The sequence below is a fragment of the Micromonospora sp. NPDC005237 genome, assembly GCF_040607775.1.
GTDB lineage: Bacteria > Actinomycetota > Actinomycetes > Mycobacteriales > Micromonosporaceae > Micromonospora.
Map to the genome: position 1 here is coordinate 608220 of NZ_JBEXHJ010000002.1, position 24100 is coordinate 632319.

Here is a 24100-nt window from a genome sequence, read left to right on the forward strand (position 1 = left end):
CCTGGCGGGCGCCTACCGGGCAGTAGGGCGGATCGATGAGGCGATCCCCCTGTTCGAGCAGGTGCTGGCCGACCGGCGGCGGGTCCTGGGTGACGACCACCCGAGCACTCTGGCCTCGGGTGGCAACCTGGCCTACGCCTACCAGACGGTGGGGCGGATCGATGAGGCGATCCCCCTGTACGAGCAGGTGCTGGTTGGTTGTCGGCGGGTCCTGGGTGACGACCACCCGGACACTCTGGCCTCGGGTGGCAACCTGGCCTACGCCTACCAGACGGTGGGGCGGATCGATGAGGCGATCCCCCTGTACGAGCAGGTACTGGCCGACCGGCGGCGGGTCCTCGGCGACGATCGTGGGACCCGAGCGATTGCAGCCAACCTTCAGAAGGCTACTTATGCTGCAGGGAGTAGCACGAAGGGAGCGGAAGCCCCTAAGGCCGACACGCACTATAGGAAGAACCATGGGGGGCACGGTCGGCAGCACGAGGCAACACCTGATGACGACCGATAGCACTGCGTACGCGTGCTCGAACGAAGGGCCGGCTGGTACAGCCAGCTGTACAGCCAAGCCGGCCGACGGACACGGTCTGGGGCCGACGGCGGACGGCACGGCGAGCAGGCCAGCGGCAGCCACCGACTTTGGCTGACAGCAGTCTTGATCTTTGCAAGGCAGTGGTCCGGGGAGTTGGCCACGCGCTGCGGACTGCCCTGCGGGCGGCCTCCGGCCGTCCTCGGGCGCCCGCAGCGCGTCATCCGAGTCAGCAGATCGTCAGCGAACGCCGTACCGCGTAGCCACACTCGATCATGCTCGACGGCACGACCGATACGTCTGACCACGCGGTACGGCACCCGATCACACTCGTTGCTACGTCAGGTCACTTTCCCCCCGACGGGGGTCGTCCCTTTCCATGGGAGCGCGCCACAGCAGCTGACCGGCTACTCCATCGCGAGTCGGCGGGCGCGGAACAGCTCGAGGAGCCGAGGCAGCCGCCTTCGCCACTCGTCCTCGTCGCGAAGGTCCCAGCGATCGTCGTCAGGCTCCGGGCTGGGCTCTGGCGGGGTCGCAGATCGCGTTGCCTCGACGGCGTCCCAGAAGGCCTCGGAGTTACCCGTCAGCTGCTCGTACGCCGTCTCCGCGGCGAACTGGAGAGCCTCGTCGCCGATCCACAGGTCGCGGCCTTCCGAAGCGCTTATCTGCCGCACGGCGGGATGGTCGGCGAGCGAGTCGGGGTCGCGCACAACCGACTCGAACGCTCTTCTGCCCAGACCGACAAGCCCGGCCTGGAAGTCGGAGAACCCGTCGTCGGAAAGGAACGTACTCGATGATCCAGCATGCCGCGCAGACATCCCAGGTGTCGGCCTGGTCCACCACCTCGTCGAGCACCTGGTCGAACGCGACGATGTGCGGCAGCGGGAGCCGCATCAGCTCCGCCACCAGGGCCTCGGCGACCGCGCTCGGCTGACCGTCGCGTTGGGGTTGGTCCGCCGCTGTGCCTGCCGCGGCTCGTGCCCGCTCCACGACACTCCAGAACTCGTCCACATGCACGGCCAGGAGTGTCCACGATGGGTCTGACAGGAGAGGGCGCTGGGACCACGAAAGCGATCCGGGCGGTAATCGTCGGGCCTCCCGCGACACAAGCCAGGGTGAGGGTCGCCGAGGCAATGGGGGTTCGGGTGGGTCCACCGGAGAAACGCGACGAGGGCTGGTTCAACAGCCTCTACGCCGCCGATTACGCGCACATCGTCAGGTACGGCCTGCGTCGGCTCGCCGACTCCGAGGCGTCGGCCGAGCTCGCTCAGGAGGTCTTCGTCGTCGCGTGGCGTCGTCGCGGCGAGGTTCCGGACCGCAGCCTGCCCTGGCTGTACGGGGTGGCCCGCCGCCTGCTGGCGAACCAGTGGCGCTCCCGGCGTACCGCCCCCGACGTCGTGCCGATCACCGCCGCCGAGCTGGCGAGGGTGGCCGACTCGTCCGGCGCCGACACGAGCGTGGGGATCGCCGACGTTCGGGCCGCGCTGGCCACCCTCGGCGATCTCGATCAGGAGATCCTCCGGCTGATCGGCTGGGAGGAGTTGACGGTGTCCGAAGCGGCCCAGGTTCTCGGCTGCACCCGCGCGACCGCGGCGGTCCGTCTGCATCGCGCCCGCCGCCGTCTCAGCGAAGCGATGTCCGACCGGCCGGTTCCATCCCGGCGTCCGGTGCTGGCGACCACCCGAGAGGATCTGTGATGTTCGGAGCAGAGCGAACCCGTACCCTCCTCGGTCCGGCCGACCCCGCGCGCAGCGTCGCCGTCGCACCGCCGCCGGCCTCGGCGCGCGATCTGATCGACCGGGCCGACGCCACCGAGCCGGACGACGGGCGTCGTCGCGTACGCCCGACTCGCCGGCTGGTCCTGACGGCCGGGACGCTGGCGGTGGCGGCCGGCGCGGTGGCCGTCCTCCAGCCGTTCGATGAGCACAAGCCGGACAGTCCGGGAGGGCCCGGTGGCGCGGTGGGAACGGTGCTCGTGCCGGTCGCGTACCAGTTCGACGCCGACCCACCGGCGGCCGGCCCGCAGCTGCGCGCGCTGGCCAGCAAGATCAAGGACGCGGAGTACGACCTGCACGGCGGTCGCTACATGTACCACCACACGAAGGTGTGGGGCGATCCGGTGATGACCTCAGCCGATGGCCGTCACCACGTCGCGTTCGCCGGTGAGTCGAAGGTCTGGCAGGCCGCCGACGGGACCGGCAGCCAGATCAACACGCAGCTGGAGCCGCAGTACCCGGACCAGGAGTCTCGTGCCTACTGGCAGCGCAAACTCGGAGCGGGTCCAGCAGTCGGCGGCAATCCGGGGGCCATGATCCCCCTGCCGCCCATGGAGCTCACACCACCGCCGGCCGACCCGTCGCAGTTGCGCGAACTGCTCCAGGTCGAGTACGGCCCGGGTGCGGCGAGCAAGGAGGTCAGTACGCTCTACGCGCGGTACGTCGTGCCGCGTGCGACCCGGGCGGAAGTGCTGCGGGTACTCGCCGACGTGCCCGGTTTCCGCTGGCGGGGGCGGGTGACCGATCGCGCGGGCCGGGCTGGCGTGGCGGTCACCTTCGACGACCGCGAACACGACCAGCAGTCTCTGCTGATCTTCGACCCAAGGACGGGTGAGTTGCTCGCCCACGAGCTGCTGACGCTGGCCCCGGTGCGGATCAGCGCGTACCAGCTGATCCTGGACACGACCTGGACCGACCGGATCGGCTGACCACCGACGTCGGGGCCGCTCCCGAGGGAGCGGCCCCGACGTGTGTCCGCATCTCGCAAGTCAGGACGTGAGAGACACCGTGCTTACGGTGCCGCCGGTGGCGGTTACGCGTACCTCGGTGGCGGTGGGCGGCAGCAGCGCCGCGTCACGGCCGGCGTCGTGCCACTGGCCGGCGTCGCTCCGATAACTCAGCGCTGAGCCCTCGGCGGCAACGAGGATGCCCTGGTCGTCCGGCAGGCGCAGCCGGACCGGCAACGGCGCCGTCCAGTCGGCGAACGCGCTGGCCACGGCTTCGAGAGGAGCATCACCGCGTGCGAGCAGCGCAATGACGCGAGCGGGGTCGCTGTCGTACTGGATGCTCTGCAGGAGTAACCGTCGACCGTCGGCCGTCGCCCCGTAGACGTACAGCTCAGGGGCGTCTCCCGGGGCATGGAGGCCGGCAACATCGTCCCATGCGGCGAGAGCTTCGGGCCCGGCGCTGACCTCGTAAACGGACCGGTCGCCTTCGTATCGGGGATCACTGGGGTCGCCGCCCCACACCTGTTCGGCACCCGGCAGGGTTCGTTTGATTCGCTGTACGTCCCGGCGACCGCTTTCATTGGAAAAGAGGACGTCTGCGGCACCGAGGATCTGCACGGTGTTCCGTTCGCTCACGGGCGTGAAGGAGAGAGCGACGGTGACTTTCGTCTTCTGCGGGGGTATCCGCAGGATCGCCGCGCCGTCCTCGAATTTCACCGGCTGGTAGGTGCGGCTGATCCTGCCGTCCGGCGTGTACCGCAGTTCGGGCGAGAACTCCATCGGCTGCCCGCTGTCGAGGACGAGGAGCACGTCGCGCTCCGCCCCGAGCAATGCGGCCTGCGTACTACGCTGCCGTGGGTCGTCGGTGAGGGCTTCGATCGCCCTGACCTGTGGACCACCCCCGGTTGGCTCGACGAACGCCGCCCATCCGATGTGGTTGTCCCCCGCGCCCTCGTTCCGATCGGTCGTGCTGGCGTAAGCGACGTAGGCAGCAGGGCCGGCCGGCGTTCTTCCCGCCCACACGACGTGTGGGTCACCCGGCATCTGCGTATCGCCCGAGCGTTCCAGTTGCCGCCGCCATGCCGCACGGACCTGACGCAGGTACGCGTCGTCACCAGCCAGGTCGCCCTTGGTCGGTTCGTTGAACATCGGCGAGGTCACCTCGGGCGTGTCGCGCCAGACCGGGACCGTGAGCGCACCCCCCAGGGGGACAGCCACGACGGCGGCGCAGACGGCAGTCAGCGCGACCCGGAAGCGCCGGACTCGCCGCCGGCCGCCACGGCGCACATTTTCCAACAGGTCGGGTCGACCACTGAGGTGGCTGGTTGCCCGGTGCAGGACCTCCCGCACGTCGTTGTCACTCATGTTCACCGCGAACTCTCCCTTTCGATGGTGGACATGACGAGACCTGGCCCGGCAAGCGCCGTCCGCAGGCGAGCCAATCCGCGCGAGGTATGGCTCTTCACTGTTCCCTCGGAACAGCCCAGAGCTGCGGCAACGTCGGCGGTTGGGAGATCTTCCAGGTATCGGAGCACGACGGCCGCGCGTTGCCGAGCCGGTAGGTCGCGCAGTGCCGCGACGACCGCCCGGCGAAGCGCGATGTCGTCCGCGTGGTCCCGCGTGACAACGTCGTGGTCGTCCAAGGTCTGCTCGGGTCGCCGCCTACGTCTTCGCCACCGGTTGATCGATCGGTTGATCAGTGCACGTCGTGCGTAGGCCTCCGGACTGGCCTGCACGCGACGCCAGCGCACGTACATCTGCTCCAGAACCTCCTGCAGCAGATCCTCTGCGGCATGCCGATCGCCCGTCAGCAGGTAGGCGACACGCAACAGCGCACCCGAGCGTGTACGGACGAACTCGTCGAACTCCGCGCCCCGCGAATCTCGCATCTGACCTCCGGTCTCGTCATCAAGCAGGACACCGCGACACGTCCGCTGGTTTACCGGTGCGCGTCAGTTCGCGCGCGCGATGGGCCGATCCTGCTGGCGCAACAGTGACCTCGGCCCGCGCGCCTAGCAGATCAACTCCCTCCCCGGGCGTTGTCCACAGCACCCAAAGTTGTCCACAGGTGGCGTGCTCGGGCCGGTGCCCGGGGCCGATCGCGAGCAGGGTCAGCGGTGCATCTGATCCCGAGCGCTGGAGGCCGCGATGGCACCCCGTACCTCCGTTCCGCCGATCCGACGGCTCCCGCTGGTCGTCACAGGCGACGGCGACCTGCTCGACGACCTGCTCCGGCTCGCCGCCGCCGGCGGCACCGAGGTGGAGCTCGCCGCCGACCCGGCCGCAGCCCGCACCCGCTGGGGTCCCGCGCCGCTGGTGCTGCTCGGCGCCGACCAGGCGCAGGCGTGCCTGCGCGCCCGACTGCCGAAGCGGCCGCGGCTGGTGCTGGTCGGCTGGGCCAGCCAACTCGACCCCGGCTGGCAGATCGCCGAGCTGATCGGCGCCGAGCACGTCGCCGCACTGCCCGCCGCCGAGCCCTGGCTGGTGGATCGCCTGGCCGAGCAGGGTCCCGATCAGCCGGCCGGCCCGGGTGCCCAGGTCGTCGCGCTGTTCGGCGGCCGGGGCGGTGCCGGCGCGAGCGTGCTCGCGGGCGGGCTCGCCGTGACCGCGGCGCGAGCCCGACTGCGCACCCTGCTCATCGACGCCGACCCGCTCGGTGGCGGCCTCGATCTCGTCTTGGGCTGGGAGCAGCTGGAAGGGCTGCGCTGGCCGTCGCTCACCGACGCGGACGGGCGGGTGGACGCGCCGGCGCTGGTCCACGCCCTGCCGAGCCGGGGCGACCTGGTGGTGCTCTCCTGGGATCGCGGCGAGATGCTGGCACTGCCCGCCGCCGCGATGGCGGCGACCGTCGACGCCGCGCACCGTGGCCGGGACTTCGTGGTGATCGACCTGCCCCGACAGTTGGACGACGCCGCCGTGGTCGCGTTGCAGGCAGCCGACCAGGCGTTCGTCGTCGTGCCGGCGGAGCTGCGTGCCACCGCGGCAGCCGCCCGGGTGGTCGCCGCGGCCGCCCCACACTGCGCCGCGCTCTCGGTGGTGGTGCGCGGGCCCGCCCCGGGCCGCCTGCGCGCCACCGAGGTGGCACGGGCACTCGGGCTTCCGCTCGCGGGCACGCTGCGGCCCGAACCCGGGCTCTGCCGGGGTCTCGAACGCGGCGAGGCGCCGGCGGCGGCCGGCAAAGGCCCGCTCGCCACTCTCTGCCGGCGGATCGTCGCGGACCTCACCGGCGTCCCCGCGACGGGTGCGGCATGAGCGGCCGGCCGGAGGACGGCACCTTCGCGGCCCGGGTGCGGCAGCGGATCGCCGCCGCCACCGACCCGGTCACCCCGGCGACGATCGTGTCTGCCGTACGCGCCGAGCCCACCGCTGCGGTGTTGGGCGACACCGCCGTACTGCGGATCGCCGACCGGGTGCACGACGACCTCGTCGGCGCCGGGCCGCTGGCCCCGCTGCTGGCCGATCCGGAGGTGACCGACGTCCTGGTGAACGGTGTTCGCGTCTGGGTCGACCGGGGCGCGGGGCTGCACCAGGTGGCGGTCCCGGTGGGCTCGGTCGAGGACGTCCGCCGGCTGGCGCAGCGACTGATCGCCAGCGCAGGACGGCGGCTCGACGACGGCTCCCCGTACGCGGACGCCCGGCTTCCCGACGGCACCCGGCTGCACGCCGTGCTGCCGCCGGTGGCGACCGAGGGGCCCTACCTGTCCCTGCGGACGTTCCGGCACCGCCCGTTCACCCTCGACGAACTGGTGCGCCAGGGGACGGTGCCGCGACCGGTGGCGCCACTGCTCGCCGCCGTCGTCGCTGCCCGGCTGGCGTACCTGGTCACCGGCGGCACGGGCTCGGGCAAGACCACCCTGCTCAACACGTTGCTCGGGCTGGTGCCCGCCACCGAGCGGATCGTCCTGGTGGAGGACGCGGCCGAGTTGCAACCGGGGCACCCGCACGCGGTCGGGCTCCAGGCCCGTACCGCCAACGTCGAGGGGACGGGCGTCGTCAGCCTCGGCGACCTGGTCCGGCAGGCGTTGCGGATGCGCCCGGACCGGCTGGTGGTCGGGGAGTGCCGGGGCGCGGAGGTGGTCGACCTGCTGGCCGCGCTGAACACCGGCCACGACGGTGGCGCCGGCACGCTGCACGCCAACACCCCGTCCGACGTGCCGGCCCGGCTGGAGGCGCTCGGCATGCTGGGCGGGCTGCCCCGCGCCGCGCTGCATGCCCAGGTGGTCGCCGCGCTCCAGGTGCTGCTTCAGGTACGCCGAGGAGACCAGGGTCGTGTCCTCGAGTCGATCTGTCTGCTGCTTCCCGAGGGGCCCGAGCGACTGGCCACCGTGGTGCCCGCCTGGGTACGTGGACGTGGGTTGGGGCTGGCCGCGCGTACCTTCGGCACGCTGCTGCGAGACCGGGGCGTGGCGGTGCCCCCGATCCTCAGCGAGCCGTGGCCTGGATCGGCAGGCCCGGCATGACCGGCGGGACTGCGCTGGTGGTGGCGCTGCTGCTGGCCGCCGCGGCTCTGGTGGCCTGGCCTGTGCAGAGCGTCCGGGCACGCCGCCGCCGGGTGCTGGCACCGGGCCGTGGCACCACCGGCGCTGAGTCGGACGACGCCCTGGTGGAATGGATCAGGGGCCTCGCTCGTGGCCAGGGCGGGCCGACCGATGAGCTCGGCGGCGTGTCGGCCTCGGCCCACCCGGGTGCCCTCTCGTACCCGCCGGGCACGTCGGCGTCCAGCAGCGGGCGGGCGGTTGTCGCCTGGTCCACTCGGGACCTTGACGACAGCCCGAGCCGCCCGAGGGCGACCGGCGGCCCGGGGGGATCCACGCGACCGGCAGGCCCGGCACGTCCGCCGATCCGTCGGGATCCTCGCCGCCCGGCTGCCACTGCCCGGCCGGAGACCGAGACCCTGGTGGCCGTCGAGCATCCGGGCCACAGCCGGGTCGACCCGGCGGACCACCGCCTCATTGACCCGGCGGACGAAAAGGCCGGCGGTTCGTACGCGGCCCATCCGGTACGCGTGCGTCGGTCGCCGAGGCGTGTGCTGCTGCTGGTTGGCCTGGTGGGGGCGGGTGTCGGTGCCGTATCCGCCGGGCCGGTGGCCGCGGTCGCGGTGGCCGGCTACGGCACGCTGGCCGTGCGCGCTCTGCTCCGCTGGAGGGCGAGCCGGCACGCCGAGCTGGATCGGCGGCGCGGCCTGGACCTGCTCTGCGGTCTGGCCGCCGACCTCCGGGCGGGCCTGCCCGTCCCGCCAACCCTGGAGATCGCCGCCGTCCAGGGGTCGGGCGGAGCGGACCGGCTTAGCGAGCTGACCTCGGCCGCCGTGCGGCTGGCGGACCGGACCGGCGCACCACTGGCCGAGCTGGTCGAGCGGATCGAGGCGGACGCCCGGGCGACCGACCGGGGCCTGGCCGCCGCAGCGGCACAGGCGGCGGGTGCCCGTGCCACGGCCTGGTTGCTGGCGGCCCTGCCGCTCGGCGGGATCGCGCTCGGCTACGGGATCGGGGTCGATCCCTTGGCGGTGCTCCTGCACAGCACGGTCGGTGGGGTCTGCGCGGTCCTCGCGGTCGCCCTGCAGGTCGTCGGCCTGTTCTGGGCCGAGCGGCTGGGCGCGACGCCAGGTCGGGGCGCCTGATGTCCCCGGCGCTGCTCGTGGCTGCCGGTCTGGTGGTCGCAGCCCTTCTCGTGGTGCCGCTGCGGCTGCGCCAGCGCGGCCCGGCTCGCCCACCCCGGCGGGTGACCCAGGGCGGCTGGCCGGGCCGGGACGGATGGCCGGGTCGGAACGGTGCCGTGCGCCCCGACGGCGTGGAGCGTCAGGCCGTTCCGGGCGGTTCGGAGCGCCCAGCCGGCTCGGCGGGTCGGCGCGGCTCGCTGGCTCAGGGCGGCTCGCTGGCTCAGGGCGGCTCGGGTAGGGGCGGTGTGGAGAGGCGGCGGCGACCGGACGCGATCCGGCTCGCGGCAGGGATGGCCGGGCTCGCCGTGGCGGTGGTCGTCGGGGGCTGGTTCGGGCTGCTCGGTGCGGTTCCGACCGCGGTCCTGCTGGACGTGCTGCTGCGGCGGATCGAGTCCCCGGCGGCGCGCGGCCGGCGACTCCGGGAAGCCGCCGACCTGCCGCTCGCCGCGGACCTGCTGGCGGCGGCGATGCGGGCGGGTGCGCCGGTGGACCGCTCGGTGCTGGCCGTGGCCGAGGCGCTGGACGGCCCACTCGCCAGCCGACTGGCCCGGGTCGGCCGCACCCTGCTCCTCGGCGGTGGCCCGGCCGAGGCGTGGTCGGCGTTGGACGGGGTGCCGGGAGCGGACCGGATGGCCGCGGCGGCATTCCGCTCGGCCAACAGCGGCGCCGCGCTGGCCGGTGCGTTGACCCGTCTCGCTGATGACCTGCGGGCCGACCGGGCCACCGCCGCCGAGGCGTCGGCCCGCCGGGCTGGCGTACTCATCGTGCTGCCGCTGGGGCTGTGCTTCCTGCCCGCGTTCATTCTCGCCGGCCTGGTGCCGGTGATCGTCGCCGTCCTCGGCGACGTGCTCTGACCCTTCGAGAAAGGAAAGACGCATGCGCAAACTCATCGCCCGACTCCGCGGCGACGACGGGATGAACACCGCCGAGTACGCCGTCGGCACGCTCGCCGCAGTGGCTTTCGCCGGGATCCTGTTGAAGGTGCTGACCTCCGGCAACGTCCAGTCGGCGTTGACCGCCGTCATCGACCGGGCGCTCAAGTGATCGGGCGCCGGCAGGTCGGCCATGGTCGGGAACCGGGTACCCCCGGGCGGGCGTGCGACGGTAGCTGGTCGGCCCACCTCGTCGGCGGCGACCGGGGCTCCTTCACCGCCGAGCTGGCGGCCGGCCTGCCGGCGCTCCTCCTGCTGCTGCTCGCCGGCCTGACCCCGGTCAACGCCGTCAGCACCCAGGCGAGTTGCCTGCACACGGCCCGGGAGGTGGCGTTGGCCGCCGCCCGGGGAGCCGACAGCGCAGATGGGGAGCGCGCGGCGCCACCGGGAGCAGAGGTGTCGGTGTCGATCAACGGCGACCGGGTGCAGGCGACGGTCCGCGCGCCCGTCCGCGCGCTGGGCGGCCGGCTACCACGGATCACCGTTGTCGCGACAGCGGTCGCAGCCGTGGAGCCAGGCGCCAGCGAGGGGAGTTGGTGATGCGGCACCCCGACGCTCGGGCCCGTGGGCACGGCCCGAAGGCCGAGCGACACGATGGCGGTCGACCGGACGCGGAGCGAGGTGGCGCCACCCTGCTACTGCTCGCGTTGGGACTGGTCTTCGTGCTGGTCGGGACGTTCGGTGCCGCCGTCGCCGCAGCGGGGATGGCGGCTCAGCGGGCGGCGGTGGCCGCTGATCTCGGTGCGCTGGCTGGCGCTGTCCGGGCGCTCGACGGCGACGCGGTGGCGTGCGCGTCCGCCGCGGACATCGTCCACCGCAACGCTGGCCGCCTGATCGACTGTCTCCTCGACGGGCTGGACGTGCTGGTGACCGTCGAAGTGGCGTTCACACCCCTTCCGGGCCTGACCCGGGTCGCCGCGTCGACGGCCCGCGCCGGCCCGGTGCGCGGCTGAACAAGGCCCCGCTGGATACCACCGGGCTGGCCGGTGTCTTCGGGCCGCGGGTCGCGCCGACGGGTTACGCCCAGCTGATCCGACCGCCGGGCTGATCCGACCGCCGGGCTATCCGACCGCCGGGCTGATCCGACCGCCGGGCTATCCGACCGCCGGGGCTATCCGACCGCGGCCGGCTGGCCGGGACAGGGTTGCGGGCCCTGTCCCGGTCAGCGGCCGAGGGGGTGGGTCGCTGGGTGCGAGCCGGGGTGCGTCAGCGGGACTGGAGCGCGTCGAGGGCGACGGCCATCGCGATGACGAGACGACGGTCGATCTGCGGGTTCTGCACCTCGACGATGTACTTGTCGCGCAGGCCCCACTTCTTCACCACGGAGAAGATCGGCTGGCCACCGGCGGTGAAGTCGAAGTGGTACGGCAGCCAGGACAGCGAGTCGACGAACCGGCGCAGCAGTGCCACCGGCAGGCTGCGCTCCTGACCCGTCACCTGCGGCAGGCCGGCCTGCTCGACGTGCCAGGTGGAGCGGAGCAGCGACTGGGCGAAGTCCTTGCGGAACAGGCCGATCGCGTTGCCGGCCGCGTCGGTGACGTCGTACGTCGCGCCGAGGTCGATGCGCTGGCGGGCCTTGAAGCCGAGCAGGGGCTGCTGCTTGGAGTCGTCGGTGTAGATCGTCACCTGCTCCTTGAAGGCGAGCCGCTTCTGCTGCGCGAACGCCAGCAGCTCGCCCTCGGTGCCGTCCGGCGCGACCGCCCGGACCTCGTACTGGTTGACCATCATCCGCAGCCGCTGGCGGATGTGGAACTGCTGCAGGGTCTGCAAGTTGTCGAGCTGCATGTGTTCTCCTCAGGGGGATGGTGCGCCGGAGTCTCGCACAGCCGGGCAACCACCGCCGGCCCGTGGCCGTGGTGGTCCCACCCCGACCGGTCCGCCCCGCGGGACCGGCCCCGCGAAGGTCAGCGGCCGTCCACGGTCGCGCGCAACGACCAGGTGTTGAGCACCTGGTGGATGCTGCGCAGCCGTTCGTTGATCTGCTCCAGTCGTTCCGCCTGAGCCAGGGCGGCCAGCGCCGCCCCGAGTGCGATCTGCTGGTCGAGGGTGAGGTGATCCTGGTCGATGGTGTAGAGCAGGTCGACGGTCTCAGCGATCGTGTCGGCCACGGCTTCTCCTCGGGCGCGGGGGCTAACTGGAACACAAGCATCGATGGAAGCGCTCCCATGCCATTGTGCCCAGTGCCATCGGGATTCATGCAAGGTGCCTCAGGCGGGCAGATTCTCCAGCACCACGTCGAGCACCCGGATCGCGTCCGGCTTGGAGAGCGGGTTGTTGCCGTTGCCGCATTTCGGCGACTGCACGCAGGACGGGCAGCCGGTCTCGCAGCCGCACTCCGCGATGGCGTCCCGCGTGGCGCGCAGCCACGCCGACGCCGTCCCGTAGGCCCGCTCGGCGAAGCCGGCGCCGCCCGGATGCCCGTCGTAGACGAAGACCGTCGGCGCCTCGGTGTCCGGGTGCAGGGCGGTGGAGAGCCCGCCGATGTCCCACCTGTCGCACGTCGCCATCAGCGGAAGCAGGCCGATCGCGGCGTGTTCGGCGGCGTGCAGCGCACCCGGCACGTCGGCCTGCTGGACCCCTGCGGAGGCCAGCGACCGCGGTGACAGCGTGAACCAGACCGCCACCGTGCGCAGCTCCCGGGTGGGCAGGTCGAGCGGCCGGGTGTCGATCACCTCGCCGGTGGCGATCCGGCGCCGCTGGTACGACACGACCTGGCTGGTCACGTCCACCTCACCGAGGAACATCCCGACCGGTCCGGCGTCCACGTAGGAGCGCACCGACACCACGGACAGGTCCGTGACGTCCCGGGCGTGGGTGGACCAGTCCGGCTCCTCGACGTGCACCAGCGCGCAGCCGTCGGCCAGGTCGAGGTCGTCGACCACGTACGAGATGCCCTGGTGCAGGTAGACCGCGCCGGGGTGGAGCAGGAAGTGCGACGAGCCGCCGTCGACCGTGCCGAGCAGCCGACCGGTGGCCGACTCCACCACGCAGACCGGGGCGCCGCCCTCGCCGCGCAGGTCCACCTCGGGGCGCTCGCGGTGCCGCCAGTACCAGCCGGTGGGCCGCTGCCGCAGCGCGCCCGCCTCGACCAACTGGTCGATGGCCTCCTTCGCCCCGTCGCCGAAGAGCGCCAGATCGGCCGGGGTGAGTGGCGCCTCGACGGCCGCGCAGGCCAACTGCGGCGCCAGCACGTACGGGTTGGCCGGGTCGAGCACCGTCGCCTCGACCGGCGCACCGAAGATCGCCTCCGGGTGGTGCACCAGGTAGGTGTCCAGCGGGTCGTCCCGCGCCACCAGCACGGCGAGGGCCTCCTGGCCGGACCGCCCGGCGCGGCCCGCCTGCTGCCACAGTGACGCCCGGGTGCCCGGATAGCCGCAGATCAGCACCGCGTCCAGACCGACCAGGTCCACGCCCAGCTCCAGCGCGTTGGTGGAGGCCAGACCGAGCAGGTCACCGTGCAGCAGGGCACGTTCCAGCTCGCGCCGCTCCTCGCGCAGGTAGCCGCCCCGGTAGGCGGCGACCCGGCCACCGAGCCCCGGGACCGCGTCGTCCAGTGCCCGGCGCGCGTTGGCCGCCACCACCTCGGCGCCCTTGCGGGACCGGACGAACGCGAGCGTGCGTACCCCCTCGGCGACCGTGTCGGCGAGCAGGTCCGCGGTCTCCCGCAGCGCCGAGCGGCGGACCTGGACGAGGTCCGTGGTGGCGTCGTGGTCGCCGGCCGCCTGCGCGGGCACCGCAGGGGCGGTCGAGTCGGGTGGGAGCAGCGGCGGCTCCCAGAGCGCGAAGGTCACCCCGCCGCGCGGTGAGGCGTCCTCGGTGACCGCCGTCACCGGCAGGCCGGTCAGTCGGCCGGCGGCGGTCGCGGGGTCGCCGGAGGTCGCCGAGGCGAGCACGAACACCGGGGTGGCCCCGAAGCGGGCGCACTGCCGGCGTAGTCGGCGCAGTACGTGCGCGACGTGCGAGCCGAACACACCCCGGTAGGTGTGGCACTCGTCGATCACCACGTACGCCAGCCGGCGCAGGAAACCGGACCACTGGGCGTGGCCGGGCAGGATGCCGTGGTGCAGCATGTCGGGGTTGGTCAGCACGAAGCGGGAGTGCCGGCGGATCCACTCCCGTTCGGCACGCGGCGTGTCCCCGTCGTAGCAGGCGGGGCGTACCCCCTCCAGCTCGAGGCCGGCGACGGCCCGCAGCTGGTCAGCGGCGAGGGCCTTGGTCGGCGCCAGGTAGAGCACGGTGGCCCGAGGGTCGGCGAGCAACGTGGCCAGCGCCGGGAGCTGGTACGCCAGCGACTTGCCGGACGCGGTGCCGGTGGCGACGATCACGTGGCCGCCGTCGTACGCCAGGGTGGCCGCCTCGGCCTGGTGCTGCCAGGGCGCGACCACGCCGCGGCGGGCGAACGCCGCCCGCAGCTCCGGCGGCGCCCACGCCGGCCAGGGGGCGGGCACCCCGACCCGGGCGGGCACCCGCTCGACGTGGGTGACCGGGTCGCCGGCACCCCGGGCGCGCAGCCGGCGCAGCAGGTCGACCGGCGCTGGTCCGGCGTCGTGACCTGCGGATACGGTGGGCGCGGCGGACGACTCCAGGTCACGGCGCGGCGTAGGACGCGCCGAGATGAAGTCGTTGGAGGTCACGTCCTGCACTCTCGCACTGGTGTTCGGAGATGAAAAGCCGGGGCCGGGGGTAAGGGGAAGCCTCCGCCGGTGACCGCAGGGTGCCCCGGCGGTAGTGGTTAGATGCCCAGGAGAGTTTACGGCTCTGGCGAGGAGGACCGATGGAGCTGTCGTTGGCGACGCGCACCGTGGGCGAGCACACGGTGCTCGAGGTCGGCGGTGAGGTGGACGTCTACACCGCGCCCCGGCTCCGCGAACGACTCCTCGAGCTGATCGACGGTGGCGCCCGGCACGTGGTCGTGGACCTCGGGCGGGTGGACTTCCTCGACTCCACCGGGCTGGGCGTGCTGGTGGGCGCGCACAAGCGGCTGCGGACGGCCAGCGGCTCGTTCGCCCTGGTCTGTGACAAGGAGCCGCTGCTCAAGATCTTCCGGATCACGGCGCTGGACCAGGTGTTCCCGCTGCACCCCACGGTCGAGGCGGCGGTCGGTGCGGGCCCGACCGGCGCCAACGCGTGATGGCGACGGTCCGGCTCTCCTTCTCCCCGGCGCCGGTGCACGTGCGTACCGCCCGACTGGTCGGCGTCGCCGTCGCCCGGCGTGCCGGTGTCCGCGAGGATCTGCTGGACGAGGTGCGCCTGGCCATCGGTGAGGCGTGCACCCGGGCGGTCGCCCTGCACCGGCAGTACGGCCTGGCCGATCCGGTGCTGGTGGAGATGTCCGACGGCGGCACGTACGCGGTGCGGGTGGTGGACCGTGCGCCGATCGAGGCCGGCATCGGGCTGGCGGCGTTGCCGCCGGACGAGTTGGCCAACGAGTCACTGACCGACGAGGCGTTGACCACGGGCGTCGGGTTCGCCCTGCTCGCGGGCTTCGTCGAGGACCTGCAGGTGCGCCCGGTCGACGAGGGCATCGGCACCGAGGTGCGGATGGTGTGGCCGGTCGGCCGCTGACCCGAGGAACTGCCGAAGAAGGCCGAGCACTGCCGAAGAAGGCCCAGAACTCCTGAAGAAGGCCCAGAACTGCTGAAGAAGGCCGCATCCCCGGCGGGGGTGCGGCCTTCTCGTCATGGATCGGGTCCTATATCAGATTTCGTTTCATAACACAGCGACGAAGATCATCGAGACACGGTGCCACCTCGGTGTGACCTCGAACACTGTGGAGGGCTACAGTACCCGGGTTGTCAGCAAGTGATCCAACCCGCAGCCAGCGGGTATGGGTGGTCATCGCTGGTCCGCTGGGGTGGGTTGGCGCGCGCTTGCGAGTCCGCATCCAGGCGTCGACCGGTGCGTCTCCACCCGTCGACGCGAGTGTTCGGTAACAGGAGGACACAGATGTCCGAGACCTTGGCCGCCGATGGCGGCGGGCTTTCCCTTACCGGAAGCAATGTCACATACGTCGTCATCGCCGCGGTCATCGCGCTGGTGGCGCTCGTCTTCGCCGCCGCGCTGACGAAGACGGTGCTGGCAGCCGGCAAGGGCACCACGAATATGCAGGAGATCTCGGGGGCGGTCCAGGAGGGCGCCTCGGCCTACCTGCTCCGCCAGTTCCGCACCTTGGCGATCTTCGTCGTCGTCGCCGTGGTGCTGCTCTTCCTGCTGCCGGTGCACGACACCGACGGCAGCGAGATGGCCGTGAAGCTCGGCCGCTCGCTCTTCTTCGTCGTGGGCGCCGTGTTCAGCGCGTCCATCGGCGGCGCCGGCATGTGGCTGGCGACCCGCGCCAACCTGCGCGTGGCCGCCGCCGCCCGGGAGCGACAGGGTGGCCGCGAGGCGGCCATGAAGATCGCCTTCCGGACCGGCGGCGTGGTCGGCTTCCTCACCGTGGGCCTCGGCCTCTTCGGCGCCGCGCTCGTCGTCCTGGTCTACCGGGGTGACGCGCCCACGGTGCTGGAGGGCTTCGGCTTCGGCGCCGCGCTGCTGGCGATGTTCATGCGGGTCGGCGGCGGCATCTTCACCAAGGCCGCCGACGTCGGCGCCGACCTGGTCGGCAAGGTCGAGCAGGGCATCCCCGAGGACGATCCGCGCAACGCCGCCACCATCGCCGACAACGTGGGCGACAACGTCGGTGACTGCGCCGGCATGGCCGCCGACCTCTTCGAGTCGTACGCGGTGACGCTGGTCGCCGCGCTGATCCTCGGCCGCGCCGCCTTCGGCGAGGACGGTCTGGTCTTCCCGCTGATCATCTCCACCATCGGCGTGCTGGTCGCCATCGTCGGCGTCTTCATCACCCGGCTGCGCGCCTCCGACCGCAGCGGCCTCACCGCGATCAACCGGGCCTTCTACATCTCCGCCGTGATCTCCGCGGTGCTGGTGGCGATCGCCGCGTACGCGTACCTGCCGGCGACCTTCGTCGAGCTGGAGGGTGGCCTCACCGACGTCGACCGCAACCCGCGACTGGTGGCCATCGGCGCGGTCGTGATCGGCATCGTGCTGGCCGCGGCGATCCAGGCGCTGACCGGGTACTTCACCGAGACCAACCGCCGGCCGGTGCAGGACATCGGCAAGAGCTCGCAGACCGGCGCCGCCACGGTGATCCTCGCCGGCATCAGCATCGGGCTGGAGTCGGCGGTCTACTCGGCGCTGCTGATCGGCGCCGGCGTCTTCGGGGCGTTCCTGCTCGGCGGCAGCTCCATCACGCTGTCGCTGTTCGCGGTGGCGCTGGCCGGCACCGGCCTGCTCACCACGGTCGGCGTCATCGTCGCCATGGACACCTTCGGGCCGATCTCCGACAACGCCCAGGGCATCGCCGAGATGTCCGGCGACATCGACGAGCACGGCGCGCGGACGCTCACCGAGCTGGACGCGGTCGGCAACACCACCAAGGCGATCACCAAGGGCATCGCGATCGCCACGGCGGTGCTGGCGGCGACCGCGCTGTTCGGCTCGTACACGGACACCCTGAAAGCCGCGTACGGGGACGCGAAGGTGAGCAACGTCGAGGCAGAGATCCTCAACGCGCTTAACCTGGCCAACCCGCGCAACCTGGTCGGCCTGATCATCGGTGCGGCGGTCGTCTTCCTCTTCTCCGGGCTGGCCATCAACGCGGTGTCCCGCTCGGCCGGCGCCGTGGTGATGGAGGTGCGCCGGCAGTTCCGTGAGCTGCCCGGCATCATGGACCGCACCCAGCGCCCGGAGTACGGCAAGGTCGTCGACATCTGCACCCGGGACGCGCAGCGCGAGCTGATGACCCCCGGTCTGCTCGCCATTCTGGCGCCGATCGCGGTCGGCTTCGGCCTCGGGCCCGGCGCGCTGGCGGCGTACCTCGCCGGCGCGATCGGGGCCGGCACCCTGATGGCGGTCTTCCTGGCCAACTCCGGTGGCGCGTGGGACAACGCCAAGAAGCTGGTCGAGGACGGCGCGTACGGCGGCAAGGGTTCCGAGGCGCACGCCGCCACGGTCATCGGCGACACCGTCGGTGACCCGTTCAAGGACACCGCCGGCCCGGCGATCAACCCGCTGATCAAGGTGATGAACCTGGTCTCGCTGCTGATCGCGCCCGCCGTGGTGGCGTACAGCGTCGGTGACGACCGCAACGTGGCACTGCGGGTGGGCATCGCGCTGGTCGCGACGCTGATCATCGTGGCGTCGGTGGTCTTCAGCAAGCGCAAGGGCATCGCGATGGACGACTCCGACGCCGGTGGCAACACCGGCGCGGGCAGCGCCGACCACCGGCCGGAGACGGTCAACGCCTGAGCGACACCGGCACCGGAGTCCCCGCTCGACGTACCTGTCGGGCGGGGACCCCGGCCATCCGGACCGGTGCCACGCCTGGCCGGAGGCCGTACGCTGCAACGCATGCGTACGTGCCGGGCGTCTGCCGCCGGAAAGCTCACGGTGGTCCTGGCCACGCTCGTCGTCGTCCTCTCCGGCTGCGGTGGTGGGCCCAGCCCGCGGGCCTGGGCGGCGTCGGTCTGCGGCGCGCTCACGCCGTGGCGCTCCGAGATCAGCAAGTTGACCAGCAGCACCGACCAGCAGATGACGGCGCAGACCACTCCGGCGCAGGCCAAGGAGAACTTGGTGCGGCTCTTCGGTGGCGCGGAGCAGGCCAGTGAGACCGCGCGCCGCAAGGTCGAGCAGGCCGGGGTCCCGGAGACCGACAACGGCGAGGCCATCTCGGCCGGGTTCCGCAGCTCGCTGAGCAAGATGCGGGACGCCTACGGCCGGGCCCGGGACACCATCGAGGGGTTGGGCACCGGCGAGCCGGACGCCTTCTACGACGGCGTGCGGGCCGCCGTCGAGACGCTGAACAAGGAGTACGACGCCAGCGCTCTGGACACCAGCCAGCTCAACTCCGAGGAGTTGAAACAGGCCTTCGACGAGGTGCCGGAGTGTCGCTGAACGGGCTCGGTGACTCTCCGGCGGCGCAGTCGCTGCCGGCGCTGTTCCCCGCACCCGAGCCCGATCCGCCGGACACCGGCCCGGCGACGTCGGGTGCCAGCCGGCGACGCGGCGGCCCGGCCCGATCGGAGTCGAGTCGTCCCGGGCCGCCGCACGCCGACGACGCGGGGCGGCAACTGGTCTTCTTCGGCGCGGATGCCGCCGAACCGGCGGTCGCCGATCTGGCCGGGCTGCTGGCCGGGCCGGGCGAGGTGGTCCGGATGGGCGGCACCGCCCGGCTCGCGGTGCGGGTGGACGCCGCCTGGCGGGTGCACGTGCTCGTCGCCGAACTGGCGCAGCGCGGACTGGCCGCGAGCTGGGAGCCGACCGAGGACGAGCGACACACCGTCCGGACGTCGTACACCCGGCTGTTGAAGCCGCTCGCGGTCGCCTGGCTGCACGGCCCGGCGAAGCGCCCGCCGGCCGTCTTCCACCTGACCGGCCGGCGGCTGCGGCTCTGGCTCGCCGCCGCCGGGACGCCGGAACCGCCCAGCGGCTTCCTGCTGCGGCTCGGCGAGGGCGACCAGGAGTCGTGGGACGCGATCGGCGCCGCCCTCGCCGCCGCCGGCCTGGCCGGCACGTTGCTCGGCCCCGGCGAGGGCGGCCCGGCGTACCGGATCACCGGCCGGCGCCGGTTGGCGCGGCTCGCCGAGCTGGTCGGCCCACCGCCACCGGCGGCGCCAACGGACGCCTGGCCCTGACCGTGGTTCCGCCGCTCGTCGGCGTCGATCTTGGAGTTGTGGTGGTGGACGTACTTCTCTTTCGGGGCCTAAACGCCCACCACAACCCCATGATCGATGTGAGCGGGGGTGGCGCGGGGTGAGGGCGGGTGCGGTGTCTGGTGTTGGACAGCTGGGCTTGAATGGGCCGGTTGGGGTCCGCCATCGTCACAGTGACCCGCTTCGAGCCCTACTCACGGTGTACGGTGGCGCCGTCCGGCAGTGCCGAGCACGGCGGGGCGGGAGTTGACCGCCGCGCCGCAGCGGATTGCCGCCCGCGAAACCCGAAACGCGGACGGCGCGTTACGTTGGACATCCGGACCGCCGGTGCCGCGGCGGGGTCGAGAGCGGTCGCTGTCGTAGGCGCCGGCAGGCCACGAGCAGGAGTGAGGTCGACAGAGACGTGCCGAGCAAAGCTGGAACCACCCGTCTGGTCATCGTCGAGTCACCGGCGAAGGCCAAGACGATCTCGGGCTACCTCGGCCCGGGGTACGTCGTGGAGGCCAGCTTCGGTCACGTCCGCGACCTGCCGCGCAACGCCGCCGACGTGCCGGCTAAGTACAAGGGCGAGTCCTGGGCCCGCCTCGGGGTGGACGTCGACAACGGCTTCCACGCCCTCTACGTCGTCTCCGCCGACCGCCGGCAGCAGATCAGCAAGCTGGTGAAGCTCGCCAAGGAGGTAGACGAGATCTTCCTGGCCACGGATGAGGACCGCGAGGGCGAGGCGATCGCCTGGCACCTGGTGGAGACGCTCAAGCCCAAGGTGCCGGTCAAGCGGATGGTCTTCCACGAGATCACCAAGCCGGCGATCCAGGCGGCGGTGGCCAACCCCCGGGAGATCGACCGCGACCTGGTCGATGCCCAGGAGGCCCGGCGGATCCTCGACCGGCTCTACGGCTACGAGGTGTCCCCGGTGCTGTGGAAGAAGGTCATGCCGCGGCTCTCGGCAGGCCGGGTGCAGTCCGTGGCGACCCGCATCGTGGTCGAGCGGGAACGGCAGCGGATGGCGTTCCGCACCGCCGAATACTGGGACATCCTGGCCACCCTCGCCGTGGCGAACGCCGGTGAGGGTCCGCGAAACTTCAACGCCACCCTGATCGCGTTGAACGGTGACCGGATCGCCACCGGTAAGGACTTCGAGCCGACCACCGGTCGCGTCCGGGCCGGTGCTGGCGTCGTGCACCTCGACGAGAGCGGCGCCCGTGGGTTGGCGGCCCGGCTCGACGGGCGGCCGTTCACCGTCACCCGCGTCGAGGAGAAGCCCTACCGCCGCCGCCCGTACGCGCCGTTCATCACCTCCACGCTCCAGCAGGAGGCGGCCCGCAAGCTGCGCCTGTCCTCGCAGCAGACGATGCGTACCGCGCAGCGGCTCTACGAGAACGGCTACATCACCTATATGCGTACCGACTCGGTGAACCTGTCGGAGACCGCCATCTCGGCGGCCCGCCGGCAGATCGTCGAGCTGTACGGCGAGCGCAGCGTTCCGCCGGAGCCGCGCCGCTACACCGGCAAGGTGAAGAACGCGCAGGAGGCGCACGAGGCGATCCGCCCGGCGGGGGACAACTTCCGTACCCCGGGCGAGGTGGCCAAGGAGCTGTCCGCCGAGGAGTTCAAGCTCTACGAGCTGATCTGGCGGCGGACCATCGCCTCGCAGATGACCGACGCCGTCGGTTCCAGCGTGTCTGTGCGCATCCGCGCGGTCTCCACCTCCCAGGAGGAGGCCGACTTCGGCGCGACCGGCAAGACCATCACCGACCCGGGCTTCCTGCGCGCCTACGTCGAGTCCAGCGACGACGAGAACGCCGAGGCCGAGGACGCCGAGCGCCGGCTGCCCACCCTGGTCAAGGACCAGCCGCTGACCGCCGACGAGTTGGCCGCGCAGGGCCACCACACCCAGCCGCCGTCGCGCTACACCGAGGCGTCGCTGGTCAAGGCCCTGGAAGAGCTGGGCATCGGCCGCCCGTCCACCTACGCGTCGATCATGCAGACGATCCAGGACCGGGGGTACGTCACCAAGCGCGGCCAGGCGATGATCCCCACGTTCCTGGCCTTCGCGGTGATCGGGCTGATGGAACGGCACTATCCCCGCCTGATCGACTACGACTTCACCGCCACCATGGAGAACGAGCTGGACGAGATCGCCGGCGGTGACCACGCCGCGGTCGACTTCCTCACCGCGTTCTATTTCGGCAGCTCCAACGGTGCCGGTGACCAGGACATCGCCCGTTCCGGCGGCCTCAAGAAGCTGGTCACCGAAAACGTCAGCGAAATCGACGCCCGCAGCGTCAACTCCATCCCGCTCTTCACCGACGACGACGGGCGCGAGGTCGTCGTGCGGGTCGGCCGGTACGGGCCGTACCTGCAACGGGAGCTGCCCGGCGGCGAGCAGCCGGCACCGGCTGCCGAGGGTGAGGAGGGCGGCACCCAGGGTGACCGGGCGCCGATCCCCGAGGGCCTGGCCCCGGACGAGCTGACCCCGGAGAAGGTGCACGAGCTGTTCCTCGGCGGCAGCGGCGAGCGCAAGCTCGGCGACGACCCCGCCACCGGCGAGCCGATCGTGCTCAAGTCCGGCCGCTTCGGCCCGTACGTGTCCAGCGGCGAGCGGAAGTCGTCGCTGCTGCGCTCGCAGACACCGGACTCGCTCTCCCTGGAGGAGGCGCTGCGGCTGCTCAGCCTGCCCCGGCTGGTGGGCGTCGCGCCCGACGGGGTCGAGGTGTTCGCCAACAACGGTCGCTATGGCCCGTACGTGAAGCGCGGCGAGGAGTTCCGCTCGCTGGAGTCCGAAGAGCAGATGTTCACGGTCAGCCTGGACGAGGCGTTGGCCCTGCTGGCCGCTCCGAAGACCCGGGGTCGGCGGGCCGCCGCGCCGCCACTGCGGGAGATGGGCGTCGACCCGCTGACCGAGAAGCCACTGGTGATCAAGGATGGGCGTTTCGGCCCGTACGTGACCGACGGTGAGTTCAACGCGTCCCTGCGGCGCGGGCAGACCCCGGAGGCGTTGAGCCTCGAGGAAGCCTCGGAGATGTTGGCCGAGAAGCGTGCCAAGGGCCCGGCGCCGCGCAAGAAGGCGGCGGCGAAGAAGGCTCCGGCGAAGAAGGTCACGGCGACCAAGAAGACGGCCGCCGCCAGCAAGTCCACCGCCGCGAAGAAGACCACTACCGCCAAGGCGACGGCGGCCAGGAAGGCGGCCCCGGCGAAGAAGGCGGTCCCGAAGAAGGCCACCGCCAGTCCTGCCGAGGAGTGACAGCCAGCACGCCGCCCCTAATGGGTTAAATGTCCAATTCGGTGGCGGGGCTCTGGCGTGGACTGCCTAACGTGAGGGGATGTTCGCAGCCCCTGTTTCGCGCCGCCGCGTGCTCGTCGGCGCTGCGGCGGGCACGCTGCTGCTCGCGGTGGTCGCGGTCGGCGTCCGGACGATGGACGCGGGCAGCCCCTCGCCGGCCGGCGCCACCGCGTCGCACGCTCCCCCGCAGACCGTCGCCCCCGGGCCGTCCACCGGGCCCACCCGGGATCCGGCCAACCGGCGGACCGTGCGACTCGTCGCCGCGGGTGACGTTCTGATCCATCCAGCGGTGACCGACCAGGCGCGCCGGGACGGTGCCCGTGCCGGCGGCATGGACTTCGCCCCGATGTTCGCCGGGGTCGCCCCGGCGGTCCGCGGCGCCGACCTGGCGCTGTGCCACCTCGAGACGCCACTGGCCGATCCCGCCGGCCCGTTCGCCGGCTATCCGTCGTTCAACGCGCCCCCGCAGGTGCTCGACGGGCTGCGCGCCACCGGATTCGACGGCTGCTCGACCGCCTCCAACCACACCCTCGACCAGGGCGCCGACGGGGTGGCCCGGACAATCCGCGCACTCGACGCCGCCGGGCTGGGGCACACCGGCAGCGCCCGCAGCGCCGCCGAAGCGGCCCGGCCCCGGATCTACCAGGTCGGCGACGTCCGCGTCGCCCACCTGGCGTACAGCCTGAACTTCAACGGGCTGAGTCGCCCCCCGGGCAAGCCGTGGCTGGCCAACCTGATCGATCCGCCCGAGATCCGCGCCGCCGCCCACAAGGCGCGCGCCGCCGGTGCCGACATCGTCGTGCTCAGCCTGCACTGGGGTACGGAGTATCAGCACCTGCCGGACGCCGACCAGCGGGCCTGGGCCCAGCAGCTGATCTCGTCGCCCGACGTGGACCTCATCCTGGGCCATCACGCCCACGCGGTGCAGCCGTTCCAGCGCTTCGGCGACAAGTGGGTGGTCTTCGGCATGGGCAACGAACTGGCCCGGCACGAGGAGCCGATCGACGACAACCGCGAGGGTGTGATGGCCCGGGCGACCTTCACCGAGACCGCCCCGGGGCGCTGGACGGTGACCCGGATGGAGGCACTGCCAACCTGGACCGACCTGGCGCCGGCCCTCCGGCTGGTCGATCTGACCGCAGCGCTTGCCGACCCGGGCACCCCGCCAGGTCTGCGGGGCGACTACCGGGCGGCGTACCAGCGGGTGCTCGGCTACGTCCGGGCTCTCGGTGCCGGCGCGGACCAGGTGGAGGCGTCGGGCGGCTGAG

23 protein-coding genes and 1 pseudogene are annotated in these 24100 nt (G+C 72.3%); 17 read left to right on the forward strand and 7 right to left on the reverse strand.

The features are described 5' to 3' along the window. On the forward strand, positions 1 to 508 hold a 508-nt coding region (locus ABZT87_RS07765; protein WP_355134319.1), incomplete at its 5' end, for a tetratricopeptide repeat protein. 425 nt (positions 509 to 933) lie between these two features. On the opposite strand, the gene ABZT87_RS07770 is transcribed toward ABZT87_RS07765, so the two are convergent. Then, positions 934 to 1344 carry a DUF4240 domain-containing protein gene (locus ABZT87_RS07770; RefSeq protein ID WP_355134321.1) on the reverse strand — a complete coding sequence of 137 codons (411 nt, stop codon included), beginning with the start codon at positions 1342 to 1344 and terminating at the stop codon, positions 934 to 936. Between the two features lie 31 nt (positions 1345 to 1375). Then, a pseudogene (locus ABZT87_RS07775) lies at positions 1376 to 1681 on the reverse strand (DUF4240 domain-containing protein); the annotation flags it as partial. On the opposite strand from ABZT87_RS07775, the gene ABZT87_RS07780 reads away from it, so the two are divergent. Beyond that, positions 1672 to 2223 (forward strand): sigma-70 family RNA polymerase sigma factor, encoded by a 552-nt coding sequence (locus ABZT87_RS07780; RefSeq protein WP_354860409.1) that lies wholly within the window; start codon positions 1672 to 1674, stop codon positions 2221 to 2223. The pseudogene ABZT87_RS07775 and the gene ABZT87_RS07780 overlap by 10 nt on opposite strands. Then, complete coding sequence (locus ABZT87_RS07785) at positions 2223 to 3230, forward strand: CU044_5270 family protein (protein ID WP_355134323.1); 1008 nt, start codon at positions 2223 to 2225, stop codon at positions 3228 to 3230. Before ABZT87_RS07780 ends, ABZT87_RS07785 begins: the two co-directional genes overlap by 1 nt. A 60-nt stretch (positions 3231 to 3290) precedes the next feature. Here the strand turns inward: ABZT87_RS07785 and ABZT87_RS07790 are convergent, their stop codons facing one another. Further along, the gene (locus ABZT87_RS07790; RefSeq protein ID WP_354860634.1) at positions 3291 to 4613 is read right to left on the reverse strand and encodes a hypothetical protein; all 1323 of its coding nucleotides are present in this window, start codon (positions 4611 to 4613) and stop codon (positions 3291 to 3293) included. A 2-nt stretch (positions 4614 to 4615) separates the two neighbouring features. Then, positions 4616 to 5137 carry a SigE family RNA polymerase sigma factor gene (locus ABZT87_RS07795; RefSeq protein WP_354860633.1) on the reverse strand — a complete coding sequence of 174 codons (522 nt, stop codon included), beginning with the start codon at positions 5135 to 5137 and terminating at the stop codon, positions 4616 to 4618. A 259-nt stretch (positions 5138 to 5396) separates the two neighbouring features. On the opposite strand from ABZT87_RS07795, the gene ssd reads away from it, so the two are divergent. From ssd to ABZT87_RS07830, 7 genes are all read left to right on the forward strand, one after another. Next, positions 5397 to 6500, forward strand: a complete 1104-nt coding sequence (gene ssd, locus ABZT87_RS07800) for a septum site-determining protein Ssd (RefSeq protein WP_355134325.1) — start codon at positions 5397 to 5399, stop codon at positions 6498 to 6500. Continuing rightward, positions 6497 to 7708, forward strand: coding sequence for a TadA family conjugal transfer-associated ATPase (locus ABZT87_RS07805; RefSeq protein WP_355134327.1), 1212 nt, complete (start codon positions 6497 to 6499; stop codon positions 7706 to 7708). The genes ssd and ABZT87_RS07805 overlap by 4 nt, the downstream gene beginning before the upstream one ends. Continuing rightward, the gene (locus ABZT87_RS07810) at positions 7705 to 8868 is read left to right on the forward strand and encodes a hypothetical protein (protein ID WP_355134329.1); all 1164 of its coding nucleotides are present in this window, start codon (positions 7705 to 7707) and stop codon (positions 8866 to 8868) included. The genes ABZT87_RS07805 and ABZT87_RS07810 overlap by 4 nt, the downstream gene beginning before the upstream one ends. A gap of 329 nt (positions 8869 to 9197) precedes the next feature. Further along, positions 9198 to 9761, forward strand: a complete 564-nt coding sequence (locus tag ABZT87_RS07815; RefSeq protein ID WP_355134611.1) for a type II secretion system F family protein — start codon at positions 9198 to 9200, stop codon at positions 9759 to 9761. Positions 9762 to 9783: 22 nt separating this feature from the next. Next, on the forward strand, positions 9784 to 9951 hold the full coding sequence (locus ABZT87_RS07820) for a DUF4244 domain-containing protein (protein ID WP_234584142.1): 168 nt from the start codon (positions 9784 to 9786) through the stop codon (positions 9949 to 9951). Between the two features lie 113 nt (positions 9952 to 10064). Next, positions 10065 to 10379 carry a TadE family type IV pilus minor pilin gene (locus tag ABZT87_RS07825; RefSeq protein ID WP_355134613.1) on the forward strand — a complete coding sequence of 105 codons (315 nt, stop codon included), beginning with the start codon at positions 10065 to 10067 and terminating at the stop codon, positions 10377 to 10379. After that, positions 10379 to 10792, forward strand: a complete 414-nt coding sequence (locus tag ABZT87_RS07830) for an Rv3654c family TadE-like protein (RefSeq protein WP_355134331.1) — start codon at positions 10379 to 10381, stop codon at positions 10790 to 10792. The genes ABZT87_RS07825 and ABZT87_RS07830 overlap by 1 nt, the downstream gene beginning before the upstream one ends. Positions 10793 to 11045: 253 nt before the next feature. Here ABZT87_RS07830 and ABZT87_RS07835 read toward each other — a convergent pair whose 3' ends face one another. The 3 genes from ABZT87_RS07835 to ABZT87_RS07845 form a co-directional block, all read right to left on the reverse strand. Beyond that, positions 11046 to 11624 carry a hypothetical protein gene (locus ABZT87_RS07835; protein WP_355065448.1) on the reverse strand — a complete coding sequence of 193 codons (579 nt, stop codon included), beginning with the start codon at positions 11622 to 11624 and terminating at the stop codon, positions 11046 to 11048. 119 nt (positions 11625 to 11743) lie between these two features. Beyond that, on the reverse strand, positions 11744 to 11947 hold the full coding sequence (locus ABZT87_RS07840) for a hypothetical protein (protein ID WP_354860625.1): 204 nt from the start codon (positions 11945 to 11947) through the stop codon (positions 11744 to 11746). 99 nt (positions 11948 to 12046) lie between these two features. Next, positions 12047 to 14425 carry a DEAD/DEAH box helicase gene (locus tag ABZT87_RS07845; protein WP_355134615.1) on the reverse strand — a complete coding sequence of 793 codons (2379 nt, stop codon included), beginning with the start codon at positions 14423 to 14425 and terminating at the stop codon, positions 12047 to 12049. A 188-nt stretch (positions 14426 to 14613) separates the two neighbouring features. On the opposite strand from ABZT87_RS07845, the gene ABZT87_RS07850 reads away from it, so the two are divergent. From ABZT87_RS07850 to ABZT87_RS07880, 7 genes are all read left to right on the forward strand, one after another. Beyond that, the gene (locus ABZT87_RS07850) at positions 14614 to 14970 is read left to right on the forward strand and encodes an STAS domain-containing protein (RefSeq protein ID WP_355134333.1); all 357 of its coding nucleotides are present in this window, start codon (positions 14614 to 14616) and stop codon (positions 14968 to 14970) included. After that, positions 14970 to 15404: an ATP-binding protein gene (locus ABZT87_RS07855; RefSeq protein WP_234584146.1), complete on the forward strand. Its 435-nt coding sequence runs from the start codon at positions 14970 to 14972 to the stop codon at positions 15402 to 15404. The genes ABZT87_RS07850 and ABZT87_RS07855 overlap by 1 nt, the downstream gene beginning before the upstream one ends. A 381-nt stretch (positions 15405 to 15785) precedes the next feature. Then, positions 15786 to 18146, forward strand: a complete 2361-nt coding sequence (locus ABZT87_RS07860; protein ID WP_355134335.1) for a sodium-translocating pyrophosphatase — start codon at positions 15786 to 15788, stop codon at positions 18144 to 18146. Positions 18147 to 18248: 102 nt separating this feature from the next. Beyond that, on the forward strand, positions 18249 to 18791 hold the full coding sequence (locus tag ABZT87_RS07865) for a hypothetical protein (protein ID WP_355134337.1): 543 nt from the start codon (positions 18249 to 18251) through the stop codon (positions 18789 to 18791). 176 nt (positions 18792 to 18967) lie between these two features. Continuing rightward, positions 18968 to 19531, forward strand: a complete 564-nt coding sequence (locus tag ABZT87_RS07870) for a hypothetical protein (protein WP_355134617.1) — start codon at positions 18968 to 18970, stop codon at positions 19529 to 19531. A 421-nt stretch (positions 19532 to 19952) separates the two neighbouring features. After that, complete coding sequence (topA, locus tag ABZT87_RS07875) at positions 19953 to 22793, forward strand: type I DNA topoisomerase (RefSeq protein ID WP_355134339.1); 2841 nt, start codon at positions 19953 to 19955, stop codon at positions 22791 to 22793. Between the two features lie 79 nt (positions 22794 to 22872). After that, positions 22873 to 24099 (forward strand): CapA family protein, encoded by a 1227-nt coding sequence (locus ABZT87_RS07880; protein WP_355134341.1) that lies wholly within the window; start codon positions 22873 to 22875, stop codon positions 24097 to 24099. Position 24100 lies beyond the last annotated feature (1 nt).

What these genes read in the sequence shown, in the direction of transcription:
- ABZT87_RS07770 (WP_355134321.1), bottom strand. Translation starts at nt 1,344, where the DNA reads ATGTCTGCGCGGCATGCTGGATCATCGAGTACGTTCCTTTCCGACGAC.
- ABZT87_RS07785 (WP_355134323.1), top strand. Translation starts at nt 2,223, where the DNA reads ATGTTCGGAGCAGAGCGAACCCGTACCCTCCTCGGTCCGGCCGACCCC.
- ABZT87_RS07790 (WP_354860634.1), bottom strand. Translation starts at nt 4,613, where the DNA reads ATGAGTGACAACGACGTGCGGGAGGTCCTGCACCGGGCAACCAGCCAC.
- ABZT87_RS07795 (WP_354860633.1), bottom strand. Translation starts at nt 5,137, where the DNA reads ATGCGAGATTCGCGGGGCGCGGAGTTCGACGAGTTCGTCCGTACACGC.
- ssd (WP_355134325.1), top strand. Translation starts at nt 5,397, where the DNA reads ATGGCACCCCGTACCTCCGTTCCGCCGATCCGACGGCTCCCGCTGGTC.
- ABZT87_RS07805 (WP_355134327.1), top strand. Translation starts at nt 6,497, where the DNA reads ATGAGCGGCCGGCCGGAGGACGGCACCTTCGCGGCCCGGGTGCGGCAG.
- ABZT87_RS07810 (WP_355134329.1), top strand. Translation starts at nt 7,705, where the DNA reads ATGACCGGCGGGACTGCGCTGGTGGTGGCGCTGCTGCTGGCCGCCGCG.
- ABZT87_RS07815 (WP_355134611.1), top strand. Translation starts at nt 9,198, where the DNA reads ATGGCCGGGCTCGCCGTGGCGGTGGTCGTCGGGGGCTGGTTCGGGCTG.
- ABZT87_RS07820 (WP_234584142.1), top strand. Translation starts at nt 9,784, where the DNA reads ATGCGCAAACTCATCGCCCGACTCCGCGGCGACGACGGGATGAACACC.
- ABZT87_RS07830 (WP_355134331.1), top strand. Translation starts at nt 10,379, where the DNA reads ATGCGGCACCCCGACGCTCGGGCCCGTGGGCACGGCCCGAAGGCCGAG.
- ABZT87_RS07835 (WP_355065448.1), bottom strand. Translation starts at nt 11,624, where the DNA reads ATGCAGCTCGACAACTTGCAGACCCTGCAGCAGTTCCACATCCGCCAG.
- ABZT87_RS07850 (WP_355134333.1), top strand. Translation starts at nt 14,614, where the DNA reads ATGGAGCTGTCGTTGGCGACGCGCACCGTGGGCGAGCACACGGTGCTC.
- ABZT87_RS07855 (WP_234584146.1), top strand. Translation starts at nt 14,970, where the DNA reads ATGGCGACGGTCCGGCTCTCCTTCTCCCCGGCGCCGGTGCACGTGCGT.
- ABZT87_RS07860 (WP_355134335.1), top strand. Translation starts at nt 15,786, where the DNA reads ATGTCCGAGACCTTGGCCGCCGATGGCGGCGGGCTTTCCCTTACCGGA.
- ABZT87_RS07865 (WP_355134337.1), top strand. Translation starts at nt 18,249, where the DNA reads ATGCGTACGTGCCGGGCGTCTGCCGCCGGAAAGCTCACGGTGGTCCTG.
- ABZT87_RS07880 (WP_355134341.1), top strand. Translation starts at nt 22,873, where the DNA reads ATGTTCGCAGCCCCTGTTTCGCGCCGCCGCGTGCTCGTCGGCGCTGCG.